This is a genomic window from Candidatus Harpocratesius sp. (assembly GCF_054039255.1).
Map to the genome: position 1 here is coordinate 1 of NZ_JBPLBG010000066.1, position 16,838 is coordinate 16,838.

The following is a 16,838-nucleotide window of genomic DNA, read 5'->3' on the forward strand; positions in this document are numbered from 1 at the left end:
ACGTATTTTTCCAAGACATTATGAAGAATTAGAGCAGATACGCTGGGATAACGAGATTGTGACGAGCCCCCGTCGATATAAGCGAGAATTAACTGAATTTAAGGCTTCATTCCAAAAAAAAGAGTAAGGCATAAATTTTGGGGAAACCTCTTAATATAAAAAAATATTAAAAAACGTAGCGTAATAATTTCGTGGTAATTGCCAGTGATTTAATTTTCTGGCACCAGAGCCCCCACTTGTTCCATGTAGTCATTCCACGTTTTTAGTGCAGCGGGGTTAAAAGTTTCATAATATTTCTGAAAATTGCCATTAAAGCTAAGTATAAAGTTCATGTATTCGTAAAAGATGGTTTTATAATGAATTACATAGATAATGATTTATAGAAAAGCAAAATTCTCATTTATCTTATCTGTCTTTTTAAAAAAATTATATTCGCATTTAAACTCATTTTCACCCATTTTTTCGATTTTCGAAAGAATTAGAAATAAAAGATTTCGTTCTTGAGAGGTTATGACTGGAAGATTAATATTATTATTAAAATATTTAGGCTTTTTACCTATTTTAATACGATTTTTAATGAATGTTTGATGATTTTGTAGTCGATTTTCAACTAAATTTCTTGTAAATTCAGGAAGTTCTTGAATTCGCTCATTGATTAAAACTTTTAAAGATTTGTCTAATTCATAACCTATCGAATTTCGACCAGCGCAAATAGCAGCAAACATAGTTGTTCCTGTTCCTAAAAATGGATCTAAAATATAGTCTCCTTGGATAGAATACATGTTAATTAAGCGCCATGGTAAATCGAATGGAAAGGCTCCGCTTCTAAATCTGGAGATGTTCTTGTTTACACCATTTATATCTTTGTTTTTTAAAAACTGCGAAACTCCTTTAAATTTCCAAACATCAGAAAACCATGTGTTCCTTTCTTCCCAAAAATACGCACTTTTCCGCCTTCTGTCTATATCTTCATTGGTTTTAAATTCGCGCTTTCCTTTTTTCCTAAAAATCAAAATATATTCATGTTCTAATGTAACATAAGCATTTGTTGGAAGCATTCCAGACCCCATAAATTTCGTGGGAGAATTCGTTTCCTTTCTCCAAATAATTTCAGGTAAAGATTGAAATCCTAAATTACGAAATCTTTTGATTATTTCTGCATGCGAAGGAAACATTTGAAATTTTTTTCCGATTTTTCTTGTAGCATCCCCAATATTAATACAAACTATACCACCATTGCAAACAACACGAGATATTTCATTCCAAGTTCGCTGCAATTCCTCATGCATTAATATAAATGCTTTATTTCCATCACTTTTTTCTAATGCTTCTCCAATTTTCCAATTTTCTTGTGTAAATAACCCATCCCACATTTCAATCATCGGATATGGAGGTGATGTGATGACCAAATGAATTGTATCATCAGGAATTAATGTTAATTCACTAGAAGATTGAAAAAAAACGCGATGAAAGGTGGGTAATGGATGCATTTTTACTGAACCTATATGATAATAATAGAAAAAGATAGAAAGAAAAAAATTATTTTAAAATAGATAAACCAGGATACAATGGAAATTCTTTCGTTAATTCTAATATTTCTTCATGCACCTTTGCACTAACGGCTTTATCACCTTTAGATTTGATTACTTGGGCAATTCCACTGGCAATTACTTTCATCTCAGATTCTTTCATTCCCCGGCTTGTAATTGCAGGAGTGCCTAAGCGAATTCCAGAAGGATTAAATGGAGTTGAAGGTTCATAAGGAACTGTATTTTTGTTAGTGGTGATTCCTGCTGCATCTAAAGCATTTTGAATTAATTTTCCTTCTCCTGTTAACCCATCAGGCCTTAAATCTATAAGAATTAGGTGATTGTCAGTACCATTGGATACCAATTTGATATCAAGAGCCATTAATTCATCAGCTAAAGCTTTTGCATTTTTAACAATCTGCTGAGCATACTCTTTAAATTCAGGTTTCATCGCTTCTTTAAAGGTTATTGCCTTAGCTGCAGTGACATGATCGTGAGGGCCACCTTGTAATCCTGGAAATACTGCAGAATCAATTAATTGAGCCAAATTTTTCTTAGAAGTCGAATGGTAGAGATCATGAAGTCGATCTTCAGTTTTGCACATGATAATTGCACCACGTGGACCTCGTAAACTTTTGTGTGTTGTTGTTGTTACTACATCAGCATAAGGTACTGGACTCAAATGTGCACCTCCAGCAACCAATCCAGCAATGTGAGAAATATCTGCCAATTGATATGCATTTACTTCTTCACAAATTTCTTGAAATGCTTTGAAATCTATAGCACGTGGATAAGCTGTAAGACCAGAAATAATCATTTTAGGTTTTTCTTCAATTGCTAATTTTCTAACATTATCCATATCAAGCATTTCGGTTTTTGGATCTACATCATATGAAACACAAGTATAGTTTTTGCCAGAAAAGTTTACATGACTTCCATGGGTTAAATGTCCACCTGATGTCAAATTGAAACCCAAATATTTATCTTTTAAATTCAATAAGGCGAAATAAACTGCTTGATTAGCTGGAGAACCTGAATATGGTTGTACATTAACATGCTCTGCCCCAAATAATTGTTTAGCTCTATCAATTGCAATTTGTTCAACTTCATCTACAACTTCATTTCCCCCATAATAACGCTTTTTTGGATATCCTTCAGAATATTTATTTGTAAAAACGCTTCCGACTGCTTGCAATACAGCACGATAGGTGTAATTTTCAGAAGGGATCAATTCGATACCTTCTTCTTGACGTTTTAATTCTTTTAAAATTAAATCGGCGATTTCAGAATCAGCCTCGAAAATATCGTTCATTAAATTCATTTTTCTGTCCTCTCTTAAAGGAAAACACTTTTCTCTAGTTGTTAAGGTAGTGAACTTTCCTTGTTATTTATACATGGATCACCTCCTATTAAAAGGCTACCCTTAATTTGTGGTTCTATTGTGGGAAATAAAATGCTAATAAGCTTATAAAAAGCACATTCATTACTAAAAATCTCAAAAATCTATCTTTACTTTGTATTAAAAAAATAAATGAATAATGGAATTTGGTAAAAATTTTTTGAAGATAAAATATTCTACACATCATCAAATTTGAAATAAATTCAGTTATTAATTGGAGGAGACTTTAGAATTAGCGAAAAAATTGAAGAAAAGATCCGTGAATTTGAAGAACGTCTAGCTAGAACTCAAAAAAATAAAGCTACACAAAAAGCGATAAACTATACTAAAGCCCAGATTGCAAAACTGCGGAATGAATTATTAAAAATCGCTAGTTCTAAAAAAGGGGGAGGAGGGGGATTTGGTGTTAAAAAATCAGGTGATGCACAAGTTGCTTTTATAGGATTTCCAAGTGTAGGAAAATCTTCTCTTCTAAATTTATTGACAGGAGGAAATACTAATTCAAAAGTGGCTTCTTATGATTTTACGACCTTACAAGCAATTCCAGGTATGATGGTAATAGAAGATGCAAGAATTCAATTGATAGATCTACCTGGAATTATTTTAGGAGCTGCTGCTGGAAAAGGTAGAGGAAAGGAAATAATTGGGGCTGCCAGAAATGCTGATCTTATTTTAATTCTTATAGCTTTTCAATATGATGGTAGTATTGATTTCGACCATCTTTTTCAAATTCGGAAAGAATTATTTGATGCAGGAATTCGATTGAATCAAAAATCACCAAGAATTCAAATTAAAACTCAAACACGAGGAGGTATTGGTTTTACTTATAACGGCGAACAAATAATGGATAAAGATGAAGTAAAAAGTTTAATGAATGAATTAGGCTACAGTAATGCAGCTGTGTATTTCTTCGAGCCGAATATTACTCCCGATCAACTTATTGATTATGTTTTAGGAAATCGAAAATATATTTCTGAATTCGTGGTTATTAATAAATCAGATTTAGAACAACATACATACACAGATAAAGAAATCAATGAAATAATTGGTCATCGCAATTGGATAAAGATCTCTGCACTGAATGAAGACCATATTGATGATTTACGCCATCAAATATTCCTACAATTACATTTAATTCGAGTCTATTTGAAACCACCTGGTGAAGAAGCAGATATGGAAGAACCAATTATTTTGAAAGAAGGAGATACAATACAGAAATTATGTGAAAAACTGCATAAAACTTTTATAAAAAACTATCGATATGCTCTAATTTGGGGGCCATCTGCAAAACATCCTGGTCAAAAATTTAATACTATGGAACATGTATTAGAGGATGGTGATATTGTATCTATTTACTTAAAACGTTAATTTTTTAACTGTGAATGCTATAATAACCATTACAAGACTGTGAAAAAATCAGAATGTCGACATCATTAATATTAATTTTTCAATACTGATCAACAAGTCGAAATCAATATTTCATTCCACTAACATCTCATATAAAACGTTTTTAACTTCAGAAATTGTTTTTGCATTCAACGAGCCTAGTTTCTTTACTATCCTTCTTCGATCCACTGTTCTGATTTGATCTAAAACAATCCATCCTGTTTTCTGAGAAAATTTCAATTTCACACGGGTTGGATAGGAATGTGATTTTGTTGTCATGGGCGCAATGATTATTGTTTTCAAATATTTATTCATTTCATCGGGTGAAATTATTATACATGGCCGTGTTTTCTTTATTTCATGCCCTATAGTCGGATCAAGGTTCATTAAATATATGGAATATTGCTTTAAAATCTCAGATACCAGAAAATATCACCAATCCCAAGGTTCTAAATCTAAATTATCTTCAATTATTAATTCATCTTCTTTTAGTTGATGCATTTTTTGAAAAGTCTTTTCCCAATTTTTACGAACTGAATTCAAAGATTTGATATGAATTTGTTGCAATTCATCATCGATAATAAGTTCAACTTGATTTTTAATATTTAATCGTTTCAAAATATGCTTGGGTATCCGAATCCCTTTTGAATTTCCTATTTGAATGATTTTGGTTTTAATTTTCTCCATTGTAATTACAAAGTAATTACTTTAATATATTAGTTATGATTTTTATTTGGGGCGACCTTCTAGTCCACTAAATGCAAGAATAACTATAATTTTTACTCAAATTGTGTAGATTAGTATAAAGAGAAAAAATTCAAGACTTTTCGTTCTCTTTTAATAAAAAAAGACGATTTTTATCGAGTAAGTCAGTTTAAACATTATATTTTTTTATGATAAAAGAACTAACTACTGTTATTTTCCAATTTTTCCTTCCTTTTTTCAAAATAAGAAAGTTTTACAAAAAGAAAGATTATTCCTACTGTATAAAGAATATTTAGAACAAAATATAATGGAATTTGAATCGCTAACTGCAGATAAATCATAGCAATAATATTAAACAAATAGTGAAAAACAAAATAGATAAATGGAAAATAATCAGGAATCTGTTCTTTTATTGGATATTCCTTTTTTGAAATAAAATAAACAATTAAAGAAACAAGCGAACCAATATACATCAATAGGAATACAAGCCAGACCCAATTCATAAAGAATTGAACCAGCATGAGAACAGGAAGAAGCAATAATTCAGCTCCAACTATGCAAATTATTGTTCTTATTCCCAAAGTAAGAAAATCTGATTTTTCAAATTTTAAATCGAAAATGTGAAGAATAAAGGAACTTAAAAATATCACAAAATACCAGCCGTAATAGTTTCCATACGCAATTCCCATGAAATCTGTATTTGTAATCGATAGGGTAACAGGATGATTTGTCCAAATCCAAAATCCTCCATCTAAACGAACAGCAACAATATCTGCAAATAAATCAATTGAAACTATAAACGCTGCTTCAAAAATCGTTCTAAATAAAAGAGGAAGGTGAAAACATTGGCTAACTTCATGTGATAATTCTAAAAGCATACCCCAAGATAAACCAATTACTATTGGAACATTAGTTGGAGCTTTACCAACTAAAAAAATAAAATCTTGACTATAGAAATAACCATGTGAAAAGTAAATGTTAAAATATTCAAGAACAACGCCAAAAATGGCTCCTGCAATTATCGTTGATAAAGCACGATAATCCTTCTTCATTAATACTCTTATTACAGATGTAATGAAAAATAATAGAGTGATTATTTCAAATGTAATGATCCATATTGCCATGAAAAGATCAATAATTTTTAATTTATTATTTTTCGTTTTTTAAAATTGATAGGTGCATTTTTAACATTTTCAATAGTATTATTGATGTATTTAGACAATCTTTTTTTTTGAATAATCATTATCTATGTATTTCACTTTAAAATCTTTTTTCCTTGCTTTTAAAATTTCATTCTTTCATAATTTTTACTATATTATTCTAAACAACCAACAGAGAGAGAATACCGCTTATTATAACACCGTCCCATAAATTCATCCACTTCTAATGCCTCCTTTAAAGGATCTTCTTTAATAATTAGAGTCCGTTGTACCTGCCAGATTTTGCAAAGAAGTGACTTAGCACCAATGATTCCCGACTTAATATTACGATCTTGGGTCCTACTTGAAATTTCGAGCCTATTAATTACTCTAAAAGCGATTTCAATCAACCAACGCTATTGATAAGGATCTTGAATATTACATTCATTACCATTAAGAGAACTTACTCCACCATTTCTTCCAAACATCACAATTTAGGGAAAGATTCGCTTGTTTGCATCATTAAGTGTAATTTTATTTAACTTTAGATCATGCTTGATTCCTGATAAGGAATAACTTTTTTTGAAACTAATAGAAGATCGAAGTTCAATGTCGGAAAGCCGATTTTCTTAACGTAACTAAGCTTTAGAAAACCTTTACAATACCTTGTCCCATTATTCTTCAAATATTTTAATATTTTCTTAGCAGTCTGGGCACTTTTTCTTCCAGGCATGATTACAACAATACCTTGCTTTTTTAAAAAGGATAATTATTGTTTGCGATAAAAACCTCTATTAATTAGCATATATTCAATATAAAATTCATTATCACAGAGAGTCTTGATTATTTCTTCAAAAAGTGTTGATTAATTTGTTTATCAAATAATTGCTTTAAGATTTTAGATTTTAGAATGAAAAAATAAAAATAAATAAAATATCTTACATATCTTTTTTATAAAAGAATTCATTAGTATTTTCAGAAATGAATTCTTTACTATACAGTAAAGTTTTTAATTTATGAGGTAATTTTTAATGTCTTCAGTTTCTACATCAACACTATCAATTATTTCTTTTATTGGAATTCCACTATATCTTATTAATTATGTTATTTCTTCATATTCAAGAACTCTGAAATGGCTGATATCTGCACATCAAGTCTTAAAAATATTATATCTAATTTCATTTTTCATCGTTTCGACTGTTTCAATAATATATTTAATTATGGGTATTGTTGCATACTTTAAACCAAAAACAGTTAGTAGATCATTACCTTATGGTGATGAACCATTCGTTACCATCCAAATTCCTACATATAACGAATTAGCTGCAATTAATTGTGCTAGATGTTGCTTAAACTTCGATTATCCACGTGATAAAATGCAAATTATAATTGGAGATGATAGTAATGACCCTTCAATTTCTGCCCAGATTAATGAATTTGCAGCAAAATACCCCGAAATAATAATTGTTACAAGAAGAGGTAATAATATTGGATTTAAACCTGGAAATTTAAATTATATGCTGAAATATACTAAAGGAGAATATATTGCCATTTTTGATTCAGATTTTCTTCCACCTCGTGATTTTCTTCGTAAAGCTATGCAACCTTTTCAAGGAAATCCCAATCTTGCTGCGGTCCAAGCCCGATGGCATATCACAAATTTATCACAAAATGTTTTCAGTCTATTAGGGGGAATTACTTCTTATGTTACACATCATATTGCAATTCCATTTATGCAAAAAATTGGAGGTAGCGCCTTCCTATGCGGTTCTGCTCATGTTACAAGAAAATCACACATTGAACTTATTGGAAATTGGCGGGTTGGTGCTTTAACTGAAGATATTGAAGCAAGTTTGGAATTAATAAAACGAGGAAAAACAATAACCTATTTAGAGGATGTTTTAGTGGATTGTGAAGCCCCTTTTACTTTTAAAGACCTTCTTTTACAACAAAAACGCTGGGCATCAGGTAATATAACAGCTTTTAAAAGAAATTTGCTGAATGTATGGAAATCAAAGAAAATTACTCTTAAAGAAAAAATAAGTGCTTCAATTTTTAGTACAGGATATATTTATCCATATTTCTTACTTTTCTTAAGTTTATGGGGATTTATTTCTCAAATTATTCCTAATCCAGTCTCTCCACCAATTAACCTATTAACAGTGATTCTAAGTACTATAGGTTCAATATTATTGACTAGTGGTGCATTAATCTCAAGTTCTATGGTACTTATTAAAAAAAAACAAGGAAAATTAATCCCAAAATTAATAGGTGGAACTCTAACTGTAGGAATGGGCTTATTAATCTATGTTAACATAGGTATTTATAGTGGACTTTTTAATCGAAAAATCCCATGGTACATGGTTCAAAAAAATGGAAATTCTTTGGTATCATCTTCTGAGGTATCAAAATAATAAATATAAGATGTGATTCCATGTTGATTCATCAAAATCTATTATTAATAAAAGTAATCATTTCCCGTATGCTTCTTTATTTAGAACCTAACAGTATTTGGGGAAAAGTAGAAGTCATTCAAAGACAGCTATTTTTTCATCGCATGTTTTCAATATTTTTCTGGATTATTCTTTTTTTTGTGTTTTTGCATTCTCTGTTATATCTTATAATGGGCATGGTTGGGCATTTTAAGCGAATAACACCAACTCCTTCTTTAGAAATAGGTCTTGAACCATTTGTAACAATTCAAATTCCTACCTATAACGAATCTGCAGCGATAAATTGTGCCAAATGTTGTTTACAATTTGATTATCCTGCAGATAAAATGCAAATAATAATAGGTGATGATAGTGATGATCCTGAAATAAAATCTAAATTAGATGCCTTTAAAGAAAAGTATCCAAATCGAATAACAATCAATAGGCGTGGGACAAATTTTGGATTAAAGTCGGGAAATTTGAATTCTATGTTAAAAATATCTAAAGGGAATTACATAGCAGTTTTTGATTCTGATTTCTTACCTAAACCAGACTTTCTTCGTAAACTTCTATATCCATTAGAACATGATAAATCCCTCTGTCTTACACAAGCTCGATGGCGACTTCACAACCTTGATCAGAATTTATTTAGTGTTTTAGGTGGAACTGTAAGCTCTTTCTCACATTATGCTGCTCTTCCCTTTTTTAAAACAATTGGAGGAAACTGTTATGTTGGGGGTTCTGGATTTGTCATCCGTAAATCTACACTTGAAGAAGTTGGAGGTTGGATGGAAGGAACACTAAATGAAGATGTAGAGTTATCTTTTGACTTAATATTAAAAGGTAAAAAGATGCTTTTTTTGGAAGATGTAATAATTGATTGTGAAGCAGCATTTACACTCCAAGATGTCTATAAACAACAAATGCGATGGGCATTTGGCATTGTAAGCGCATTAAAACGGAATTTGGGTGAAATTCTTAGTTCAAAAAGAGTAAATTTCCCAGATAAGCTGAGTGCAATAATTCTTGCTACAGGATATGTTTATCCAATTTTGCTTTTCTTACTTTCCATATTTGGAGTACTTCAATTTATCATTCCCAATCCATTCTATCCTCCACTTCCAATTTCAGCACTGATTTTTAATTTATTAATTGGTGTTATATTCTCAAGTCTATCAATGATCAGCAGTGCAATAATTTTATTTAAAAAAGAGAATAAAAAGCTAATTCCTAAATTTATATTCGGAGCATTGATTTATGGAGGATATATTTTATCATATGTCAATTATGGTGTGTTTAAAGCCCTTTTAGGGAAGAAAATGGAATGGTTTATATTGAATAAAAATGGAAATTCACTTTTAATAAATTAAATAGAATTAATATCAGATAGCATCTGATTCAATAGATGAAATTTTTTAATTATTTTTCATAAAACCTTATTTTCTGTTTTTAAAACCCAGTTAAGGTTTAAATACTTTCTCCAAGTAGTCTACTTAAAACACTAATAATATTTTTAACAAAATCGAGGAATTAAAAAAAAATGATCTTTCAAAATGAAAGTGGTGTTATTATAACAGTAATAATAATTATATTGATTTTATTATCAGTTATAGGGTTAATTATTCTCAAAGGAAATACAGTTGTTCCCTTTAATGAGACACACGTTGTTTCAAAAGGAAAACGTGTAGCCACCTATGATGGGAAAGGCCGTTATGTATTCATTCGATTTTTCATGAGTCGAACGATTATTCCAAAACATGTCCTGGATATTGAACCAAAATTGATAAAATTACATGATCAAGATAATTTACCATTTGGTGTGGAAATTTCTGTAAAAGTTCAAGTTACAGATCCGCAAAAAGCGAGTGCAACTTTAACCAGAATAGACCATTCAACAGTAGCCAAAGTTGTTGAAGATACTGTAATGTCTGCTGCTCGTTCAGTAGCTATGGAACGCACAATCTTGGATGTAATGAAAAAAAGAGAAGAAATTGAGCAAGCAATTTATATGATGGTTAGTGATGCATTAGGCAAGCTAGGGTTAAGTGCAATTATTTTTGATATTAAAAACATTCGAGATGTTGAAGGTGCAGATGTTATCGAAAATCTGGAAAGGGTTAAGATAGCTGAATTGCGAAAAAATGCTCGAATTAGTGAATCAATTCATAATAATGAAGCGATTGTAGTTGAAGTAGAAAAAAGTAAAGAAGCAAAAGTAAAAACCGAACAAATGCTTCAGGAACAAGAAGCTGCACGATTAGAAAGAGAACAAATGGTAGCTGCAAGACAAAAGGCAGTTGAACAAGAAAAACTTGAAATAGAAATGCAAAGAATCCGTATGCAAGCTGAGGCTCAGAAACAACAAAAATTAATAAACGCACAATCTGAAGCTGAAGCAATTGCTGTTCGAGCTAAAGCAGAAGCTGAAGCAATTAAAATCAAAGCAGAAGCTGAAGCAGAAAGTATTCGTGCAAGAGGAGAAGCAGAGGCAAATGTCTTAAAACAAAAAGCTATTGCTATGAAAGATGGAAACTTTGCAGCTCAAATTGAAATGATGAAAATTCTATCTGTTGCACAAGTTGATACTGCAGAAAAAGTAGCTCAAGCATTGGGAAAGAATAATAAAATCATGTATATTCCAATGACAGAAGAAGGAAATATTCTTTCGAATTTCTTACCTAAAATGGATGCTATTATGCAATCAGGATTACCAACAGAATTACTAAGTACTTTGAAAAATACAAAGAAAGAAACAAAAAAAAAGAGTTAAACGCTCTGAAGTAAAATTAAAAAGTTTTAATCTTTTAGTAGAAAACCTTTTTTCTAATCTTTTTTTTAACTCTTTGATCAATGTAAAAGTATAATGCATAAGTGTTGATATGTTTGATTCCATATTATAGAAAATAGAAATTGGAGTAAAATTTTAGATGGTAAAAATTCCTATAGGCGAAAAAGTTGAAATCAATTTATGGAACCACCAAAATCGTCACGGCATGGTAATCTATTATCATGGAACCATGGATATTTGCAGAGCTGAAAGCGAATTTGAATTAAAAAAGGGCGATACTGCATATGTTGTCGAATCTTATGATAGTTTTGTGGTCGTCGTTCCTGAAGATGAATATACAGAAATTATTGATAATTTTACATCATCAAAAATTAATTATGAAAAACTAGCTCATAAAATATGGGAAATTCTTAAAGAACGAGAGGTAGATACTGGCGGAATCCTAACGATTGATGAATTATATTCAATTTTTCATCGTACATCCATCCAATCTTTAATTTCTAAAAAGCTACTAAAAAAGATGTTAAAAATAGCAAATGCACCCTATGATCATCTTAAATTTGAGAAAAAAATGTATTTTGCTTTGAAAGCTCATGAAGTCGTTCAAGATAAAGCACAATTGATATCTTTAGCACAAAAATATCCATTTTTAACACTAGATATGATTCAATCTGCTACAGGATGGTCAGATGTGCGAATAAATCGGATGCTTAATCATTTAGTTAGGCAAAATCGTGTTCGAAAAGATGAAACATACCGTACTGGCACCAGATACTATTTTGTATCGACTATGCTTCAATGAAACTTATTAACAGTAAGAAAATTTTTGATCATATTTGATCGTGTGTAAAAATACACCTTTGATCATGAATTTTAGTGCGAAAATGGAAAATATTCATTGAAAAAAGCACCATAATTCTATTAAAGGTCTTAATATTTTATGGTAAAGAAATTTATCTGAATACTTTTATTCTTTTAATTCATTCATTTTTACGTAGATTACTTTAAAAGCATGTGAGATTCTTTTAATTTCTTCAATTTGATCGAGTTTACCACGAAGGTTTTCTAAATCTGCATAATACATCTTAATTAAATCAATGATGTTTTTCCTGTCTTTATTTTTTTCATTGTTAAATGGTGGTTGACTTAATTTTTTATCAATTCTGATTAAAAAATTCATTCCTGCTTGAAATATATTTGGATCTATATTGTTAAGTGCTTCTACCACTTCTTTCCCTAATAATGGGGGTTTTTTAATATTCTAATATTCAATTTCCCAACTCATAATCATTACTTAGAATTTGATTATTTAAGGATTTTCTCTAAGGAAGTTTGAATTTTGGTTTACATTTATAAAAAAAACTACTTCTTTTGGTTTAGATTTTTTAAAATTATGAAGATTGAATATGATCCACAAGAATCGCAAAGAGCTATAAATTTATCATTTAAATTAATTCACAGGTTTCCAATAAAATTGAGTTGTAATAATTATGATTATGGACTTAATGAGCGTTCTCGTTGAGAATTTTGGCATTTTATCCTTGATGTAATAAATAATAATGGATTTTCTCATATCTTTCTAATAAATGAACGCCTCCGTTATACGCTAAGAACATTTATACCTCATGTTATAGAACCTATCGAAATTACTACATCTATTACAAACGATCTTTCTTCTATTCTGCAAAAATTACCTGAATATTTAAATCAGAAAAGTGTAAAGTTAGGAACAGATTTCAAAGCGATGGCGTTTTTATTTGAATTATTTCATAGATTTTTAATTTCCTTTGAGAAAAATCCAGATCTCTCTATCTTTGGTTTATATCAAGATCTTGAGATATTTTCCCCTAAGGAATTTAGAAAACGCTTGAATTGGATTTTGGATATGTTTTTTGGTAAAAAAAACGTTGCTTTACTTGACGATGGAAAATTTTGGTTTACTGACGATACATTCGAAATGGAAGAACAAAATAAAGCTCTTTCATCTCTCGTTCAAAATAAGATGACAAAAGTAATTGAAGATTTTGATGAAATTCGAAAATATATGTTTGAAAAGAAATATCATAAAGTACTTGAACAATGTAGAACAACTGCTGAAGATTTCTTAAAAGATTTTCTTTTAAATCACAATATTACATCATATTCTCTGGATAGAAATGGAATTCCTATTCCAGTTCAAGATGATATTCTCGGAAAATTATGTCAAGGTTTAAGAGACAATTTCGATGATCTGATTATATTGACTACATATTTTAAAGATCCAACCACAAAAACTGGTTTCGACCGATTCTTTTTAGTTATCGGAGAAATAATTGATGGAATCACGAATGAATTTTCACACGGAAAAGGAACGGCACATAGTTTAACCGCAACAGAATTAGATGCGAAAACTACAATAGGATTTCTTGTTAATATTATTAATCTTATACTAGCATATCAAAAGTAATACATTTTAAGGAGTTAAACCTATCGTGTGTGTAGAGCTATGTGGATCTTTGTTCTCTTTTTAATTTCATTGTTTCAATATCTTTTTTATCCGAGTTCTCAATGAAATAACTTTTTTTACATTTTCCTCGTCCCCCACCAGATTTTGATAAAACTAAAGCACGTTATTAATTAATAATCTGAGTAAATTCATCCACAAGCCAATCGCGATATTCTTGGAACGTCATTTGATGATTTGGGTAGATTTGATCCCGTTCAATTTGCCAGAAGTTAAAGAGTAAATATTCACCCATTTCAGCAAAAAGCCGTGTCCCATCATCGTTTGACTGCCAAAGTCCTTTGTGGATATCTGCATCACGAAGCGCGGTCTCATTTTGCCATCTCATTTTGTAATATCGCTTTGTTAGGTACACGAAAGGTTTTGAGCGATATTGTGGTGCAATAGTTGTAATTAACCCATATAATTGTTCACAAACTTTGTCTAAACTTAGTTGTCCTTGTCGATAGGCGCTTTTCAAATCATTTAATCGCTGTTTTCTTCGAGGAAATAAATGAACCCAACAACGCGTCAATTTTCGTTTTCGGTTCTTTTTATTCTTAGTTCTTATTGTAAAAGTTTGAATTCTCCCCTTATTTCCCAAAATATATTCTCTTTTTGCATTTTTGAGTTGTTTGTAGTTTTTTGCAGGCGTAATTATATGAATTCCTCTGTTCTTAAATGATTTTAAGATATTTTGACGATAATATTCACGATCAATCACACAAACTTTGATATTAAGACCTAAATTTAATAACCAATCTACGATATCAAGCATAAATGGGATTGTAGATTCACCTTTAGCCACATGATGACATCCAATATAGAGAGATTTGTGTAGTCCATGAATCATAGTGCCATGATAATGACGGATTCTTGCAGTTCCTTTCACCATTTTACTACCTTTAATCATTAAATCTCTGCGTTTTCCTCAATAACCGAGATAGGTTAAATCAAATTCTAATATCACAGGATGAATTTTTCGATTTTTAAAAAAAACAAGCCGAATCATTTTTTCAAACACAATTCGATATACATTCTTCACATTTAGAAGAGTTTGGTTGCGTAACCAATCATTCACAGTAGTTTGATGAGGGAAAGCGCGCGAATATCTACCATCAGCATATTTTTGAGGGGTGAAATGCAGATATTTTTGGGCCCAGCGGTTTAATTTCTCACAAGCATGGTGAATTGAGACCACTCGAATCCAAGAATAGCACAATATCGCCAAAATATCATCTAAATACCATTTTCACCCATGTCTAGTAAGTGAAACCACTAAAACTTTTCTGACAGAATTCGCAAGGTTTATGAAAAATGATATCTTATTAAATTTCGGATAACATGAAGCAAATCGAGTAATTTGATGCATGATTTGGGGTAAATAGTTCACATTTTATTTCAAATATTCATTTTATTTATTCTTGTTGATGCAAATATTAGATAATGCTGTTTTTTTTGAAGATCATCTTTTTATCGAATGCTTGAAAACTGATTTTACAAATTAATGATGGTTTTTTCCTTTTCTTGTTAAAAAGAAAATGGTTATAACAAAGACGCTCCCAAATTCAAGTGGAGTTAATGAAATGAATTTGTTTTCTCTATTTTCCTTGCCATCTTCTGGATAAATATAATACGGATCCCATGGTCGTTCATTTTTCCCATCAAAATTTGATAAAGAAGAGTTAACATTTGCCCTACCCTTAAGTACAATAATATCTGATGGTTTCAAACTGCAATTGTCTGGATATTTTATATAAAATTCTTCATTTCTTAGTAATAATACCCCTGAACGGGAATAATATAGACATAGAGTTAAATTGTATTCTTTTGTGCAATTAAATTTATAATTAGTATAGTTTGCATTAATCTGAAATCCAAGACCATTTGCTAATATTTTGTAATTCCAAGTAACATTCCCTTCAGGGCGATCATCCTCCATAATTTTCTTTTTAAAATATATATTAAGATAGTCATAAAATGCTGAATCTGAAAAATTAAATCCAATAAATTCTTTAGGGATGTATCCCATTCCCAATGGACTGGATGAATTAAGAATTATTAAACCAGTTTCAAAATCTTTCATGTTGAAAGCTCTGTACAATGAGTAAATTTCTATACTATCATTTACTTTTCTAATATCTGTTATATTTTCTACTACTTTATCTTGATATTCATAATAGTCAAGTAGGGTCATATTTGAATTGTAGTAAGATTCTACATCAAAAAAATCATAAACGATAACATCTCCTGGCTTTAATCCAGTAGAAAGTGCATTTACATAAGGAATGGCTTGGATTTGAAAAAAAGTTGTAAATATAAGAATCGCACCCATATAAAATATAAATGAGTATTTAGACAATTTTTCTCTTTTTACTTTTTTTTTTTGATTTTTCATGATTAATTTTCCTCCTTTGATAGAGTGTTTTTTTATAATGTTTGTGTAATTGAGCCATAAACACCACAATTAACATCATAACTAAAAATTGATGAAATATCGCATAAAGCGATCGTTGCATCTTCAACATTTTTTCCGATTGAACAAAATTCATACCAAAACGCTTCGGAACAATCATCGGTTATATCTTGTGGTAGATCTATAGTAAAACCAACCCAACTGGATGCATAAGCATCATCTACAAATGCTGACCCCATAATCGGATTTATAGATAATGTTGTTCCCCAATTTTGACATGCGAATGTCAAAATTATTGCATTATCCATAAAAACATGATAATTATAATTTCCTGAGGATAAATCACCCCAAAGAGAATTGATTTCAGATGGATAAATTCTACCAACTTCTTGCCATTCTTTATATTTAAAATCATTATTATATTTTTCTTGTTGAATTATCCATTCACGATTTGAACCACCATGACCAAACCACTCATATGCAACAATATCGCGTATAGATCTGATTGAATAATAATATTCTGTATCTTTGTTATAATATTGTAGATCACTTTTTATTTGAC

General features: G+C 30.3%; 17 protein-coding genes. 6 read left to right on the forward strand and 11 right to left on the reverse strand.

Features of this window, described 5'->3' with window-relative positions; all coding sequences use genetic code 11:
• Nucleotides 1-377 precede the first annotated feature (377 nt).
• Both ACXLDF_RS14530 and glyA read right to left on the reverse strand, forming a co-directional pair.
• Nucleotides 378-1,490, reverse strand: a complete 1,113-nt coding sequence (locus ACXLDF_RS14530; RefSeq protein WP_457559267.1) for a DNA-methyltransferase — start codon at nucleotides 1,488-1,490, stop codon at nucleotides 378-380.
• 49 nt (nucleotides 1,491-1,539) lie between these two features.
• Nucleotides 1,540-2,841, reverse strand: a complete 1,302-nt coding sequence (gene glyA, locus ACXLDF_RS14535; RefSeq protein ID WP_457559282.1) for a serine hydroxymethyltransferase — start codon at nucleotides 2,839-2,841, stop codon at nucleotides 1,540-1,542.
• A gap of 453 nt (nucleotides 2,842-3,294) precedes the next feature.
• On the opposite strand from glyA, the gene ACXLDF_RS14540 reads away from it, so the two are divergent.
• The gene (locus ACXLDF_RS14540) at nucleotides 3,295-4,296 is read left to right on the forward strand and encodes a GTPase (protein ID WP_457559283.1); all 1,002 of its coding nucleotides are present in this window, start codon (nucleotides 3,295-3,297) and stop codon (nucleotides 4,294-4,296) included.
• A 111-nt stretch (nucleotides 4,297-4,407) separates the two neighbouring features.
• On the opposite strand, the gene ACXLDF_RS14545 is transcribed toward ACXLDF_RS14540, so the two are convergent.
• From ACXLDF_RS14545 to ACXLDF_RS14560, 4 genes are all read right to left on the reverse strand, one after another.
• Complete coding sequence (locus ACXLDF_RS14545) at nucleotides 4,408-4,701, reverse strand: type II toxin-antitoxin system PemK/MazF family toxin (protein WP_457559268.1); 294 nt, start codon at nucleotides 4,699-4,701, stop codon at nucleotides 4,408-4,410.
• A 45-nt stretch (nucleotides 4,702-4,746) separates the two neighbouring features.
• Entirely contained in the window at nucleotides 4,747-5,001 is a 255-nt protein-coding gene (locus ACXLDF_RS14550; protein WP_457559269.1) for an AbrB/MazE/SpoVT family DNA-binding domain-containing protein, read from the reverse strand.
• A gap of 218 nt (nucleotides 5,002-5,219) precedes the next feature.
• The gene (locus ACXLDF_RS14555; protein ID WP_457559270.1) at nucleotides 5,220-6,143 is read right to left on the reverse strand and encodes a hypothetical protein; all 924 of its coding nucleotides are present in this window, start codon (nucleotides 6,141-6,143) and stop codon (nucleotides 5,220-5,222) included.
• Nucleotides 6,144-6,334: 191 nt separating this feature from the next.
• Nucleotides 6,335-6,568, reverse strand: a complete 234-nt coding sequence (locus tag ACXLDF_RS14560; RefSeq protein WP_457559271.1) for a hypothetical protein — start codon at nucleotides 6,566-6,568, stop codon at nucleotides 6,335-6,337.
• A 621-nt stretch (nucleotides 6,569-7,189) separates the two neighbouring features.
• Here ACXLDF_RS14560 and ACXLDF_RS14565 point away from each other — a divergent pair.
• From ACXLDF_RS14565 to ACXLDF_RS14580, 4 genes are all read left to right on the forward strand, one after another.
• On the forward strand, nucleotides 7,190-8,572 hold the full coding sequence (locus tag ACXLDF_RS14565; protein ID WP_457559272.1) for a glycosyltransferase: 1,383 nt from the start codon (nucleotides 7,190-7,192) through the stop codon (nucleotides 8,570-8,572).
• 20 nt (nucleotides 8,573-8,592) lie between these two features.
• Complete coding sequence (locus ACXLDF_RS14570) at nucleotides 8,593-9,960, forward strand: glycosyltransferase (protein WP_457559273.1); 1,368 nt, start codon at nucleotides 8,593-8,595, stop codon at nucleotides 9,958-9,960.
• Between the two features lie 170 nt (nucleotides 9,961-10,130).
• On the forward strand, nucleotides 10,131-11,360 hold the full coding sequence (locus tag ACXLDF_RS14575; protein WP_457559274.1) for an SPFH domain-containing protein: 1,230 nt from the start codon (nucleotides 10,131-10,133) through the stop codon (nucleotides 11,358-11,360).
• A 157-nt stretch (nucleotides 11,361-11,517) separates the two neighbouring features.
• The gene (locus ACXLDF_RS14580; protein ID WP_457559275.1) at nucleotides 11,518-12,180 is read left to right on the forward strand and encodes a hypothetical protein; all 663 of its coding nucleotides are present in this window, start codon (nucleotides 11,518-11,520) and stop codon (nucleotides 12,178-12,180) included.
• Nucleotides 12,181-12,345: 165 nt separating this feature from the next.
• Here the strand turns inward: ACXLDF_RS14580 and ACXLDF_RS14585 are convergent, their stop codons facing one another.
• A complete protein-coding gene (locus ACXLDF_RS14585; RefSeq protein WP_457559276.1) occupies nucleotides 12,346-12,606 on the reverse strand; it encodes a hypothetical protein in 261 nt (86 codons plus the stop codon).
• A gap of 516 nt (nucleotides 12,607-13,122) precedes the next feature.
• Between ACXLDF_RS14585 and ACXLDF_RS14590 the strand changes: the two genes are divergently transcribed.
• Nucleotides 13,123-13,824 (forward strand): hypothetical protein, encoded by a 702-nt coding sequence (locus ACXLDF_RS14590; RefSeq protein ID WP_457559277.1) that lies wholly within the window; start codon nucleotides 13,123-13,125, stop codon nucleotides 13,822-13,824.
• 166 nt (nucleotides 13,825-13,990) lie between these two features.
• Here ACXLDF_RS14590 and ACXLDF_RS14595 read toward each other — a convergent pair whose 3' ends face one another.
• From ACXLDF_RS14595 to ACXLDF_RS14610, 4 genes are all read right to left on the reverse strand, one after another.
• Nucleotides 13,991-14,773, reverse strand: a complete 783-nt coding sequence (locus ACXLDF_RS14595; RefSeq protein ID WP_457559278.1) for a transposase — start codon at nucleotides 14,771-14,773, stop codon at nucleotides 13,991-13,993.
• A gap of 18 nt (nucleotides 14,774-14,791) precedes the next feature.
• On the reverse strand, nucleotides 14,792-15,091 hold the full coding sequence (locus ACXLDF_RS14600; RefSeq protein WP_457559279.1) for a hypothetical protein: 300 nt from the start codon (nucleotides 15,089-15,091) through the stop codon (nucleotides 14,792-14,794).
• Between the two features lie 273 nt (nucleotides 15,092-15,364).
• Entirely contained in the window at nucleotides 15,365-16,258 is an 894-nt protein-coding gene (locus tag ACXLDF_RS14605; RefSeq protein WP_457559280.1) for a hypothetical protein, read from the reverse strand.
• 32 nt (nucleotides 16,259-16,290) lie between these two features.
• A partial coding sequence (locus ACXLDF_RS14610) for a hypothetical protein (RefSeq protein WP_457559281.1) occupies nucleotides 16,291-16,838 on the reverse strand: 548 nt, incomplete at its 5' end.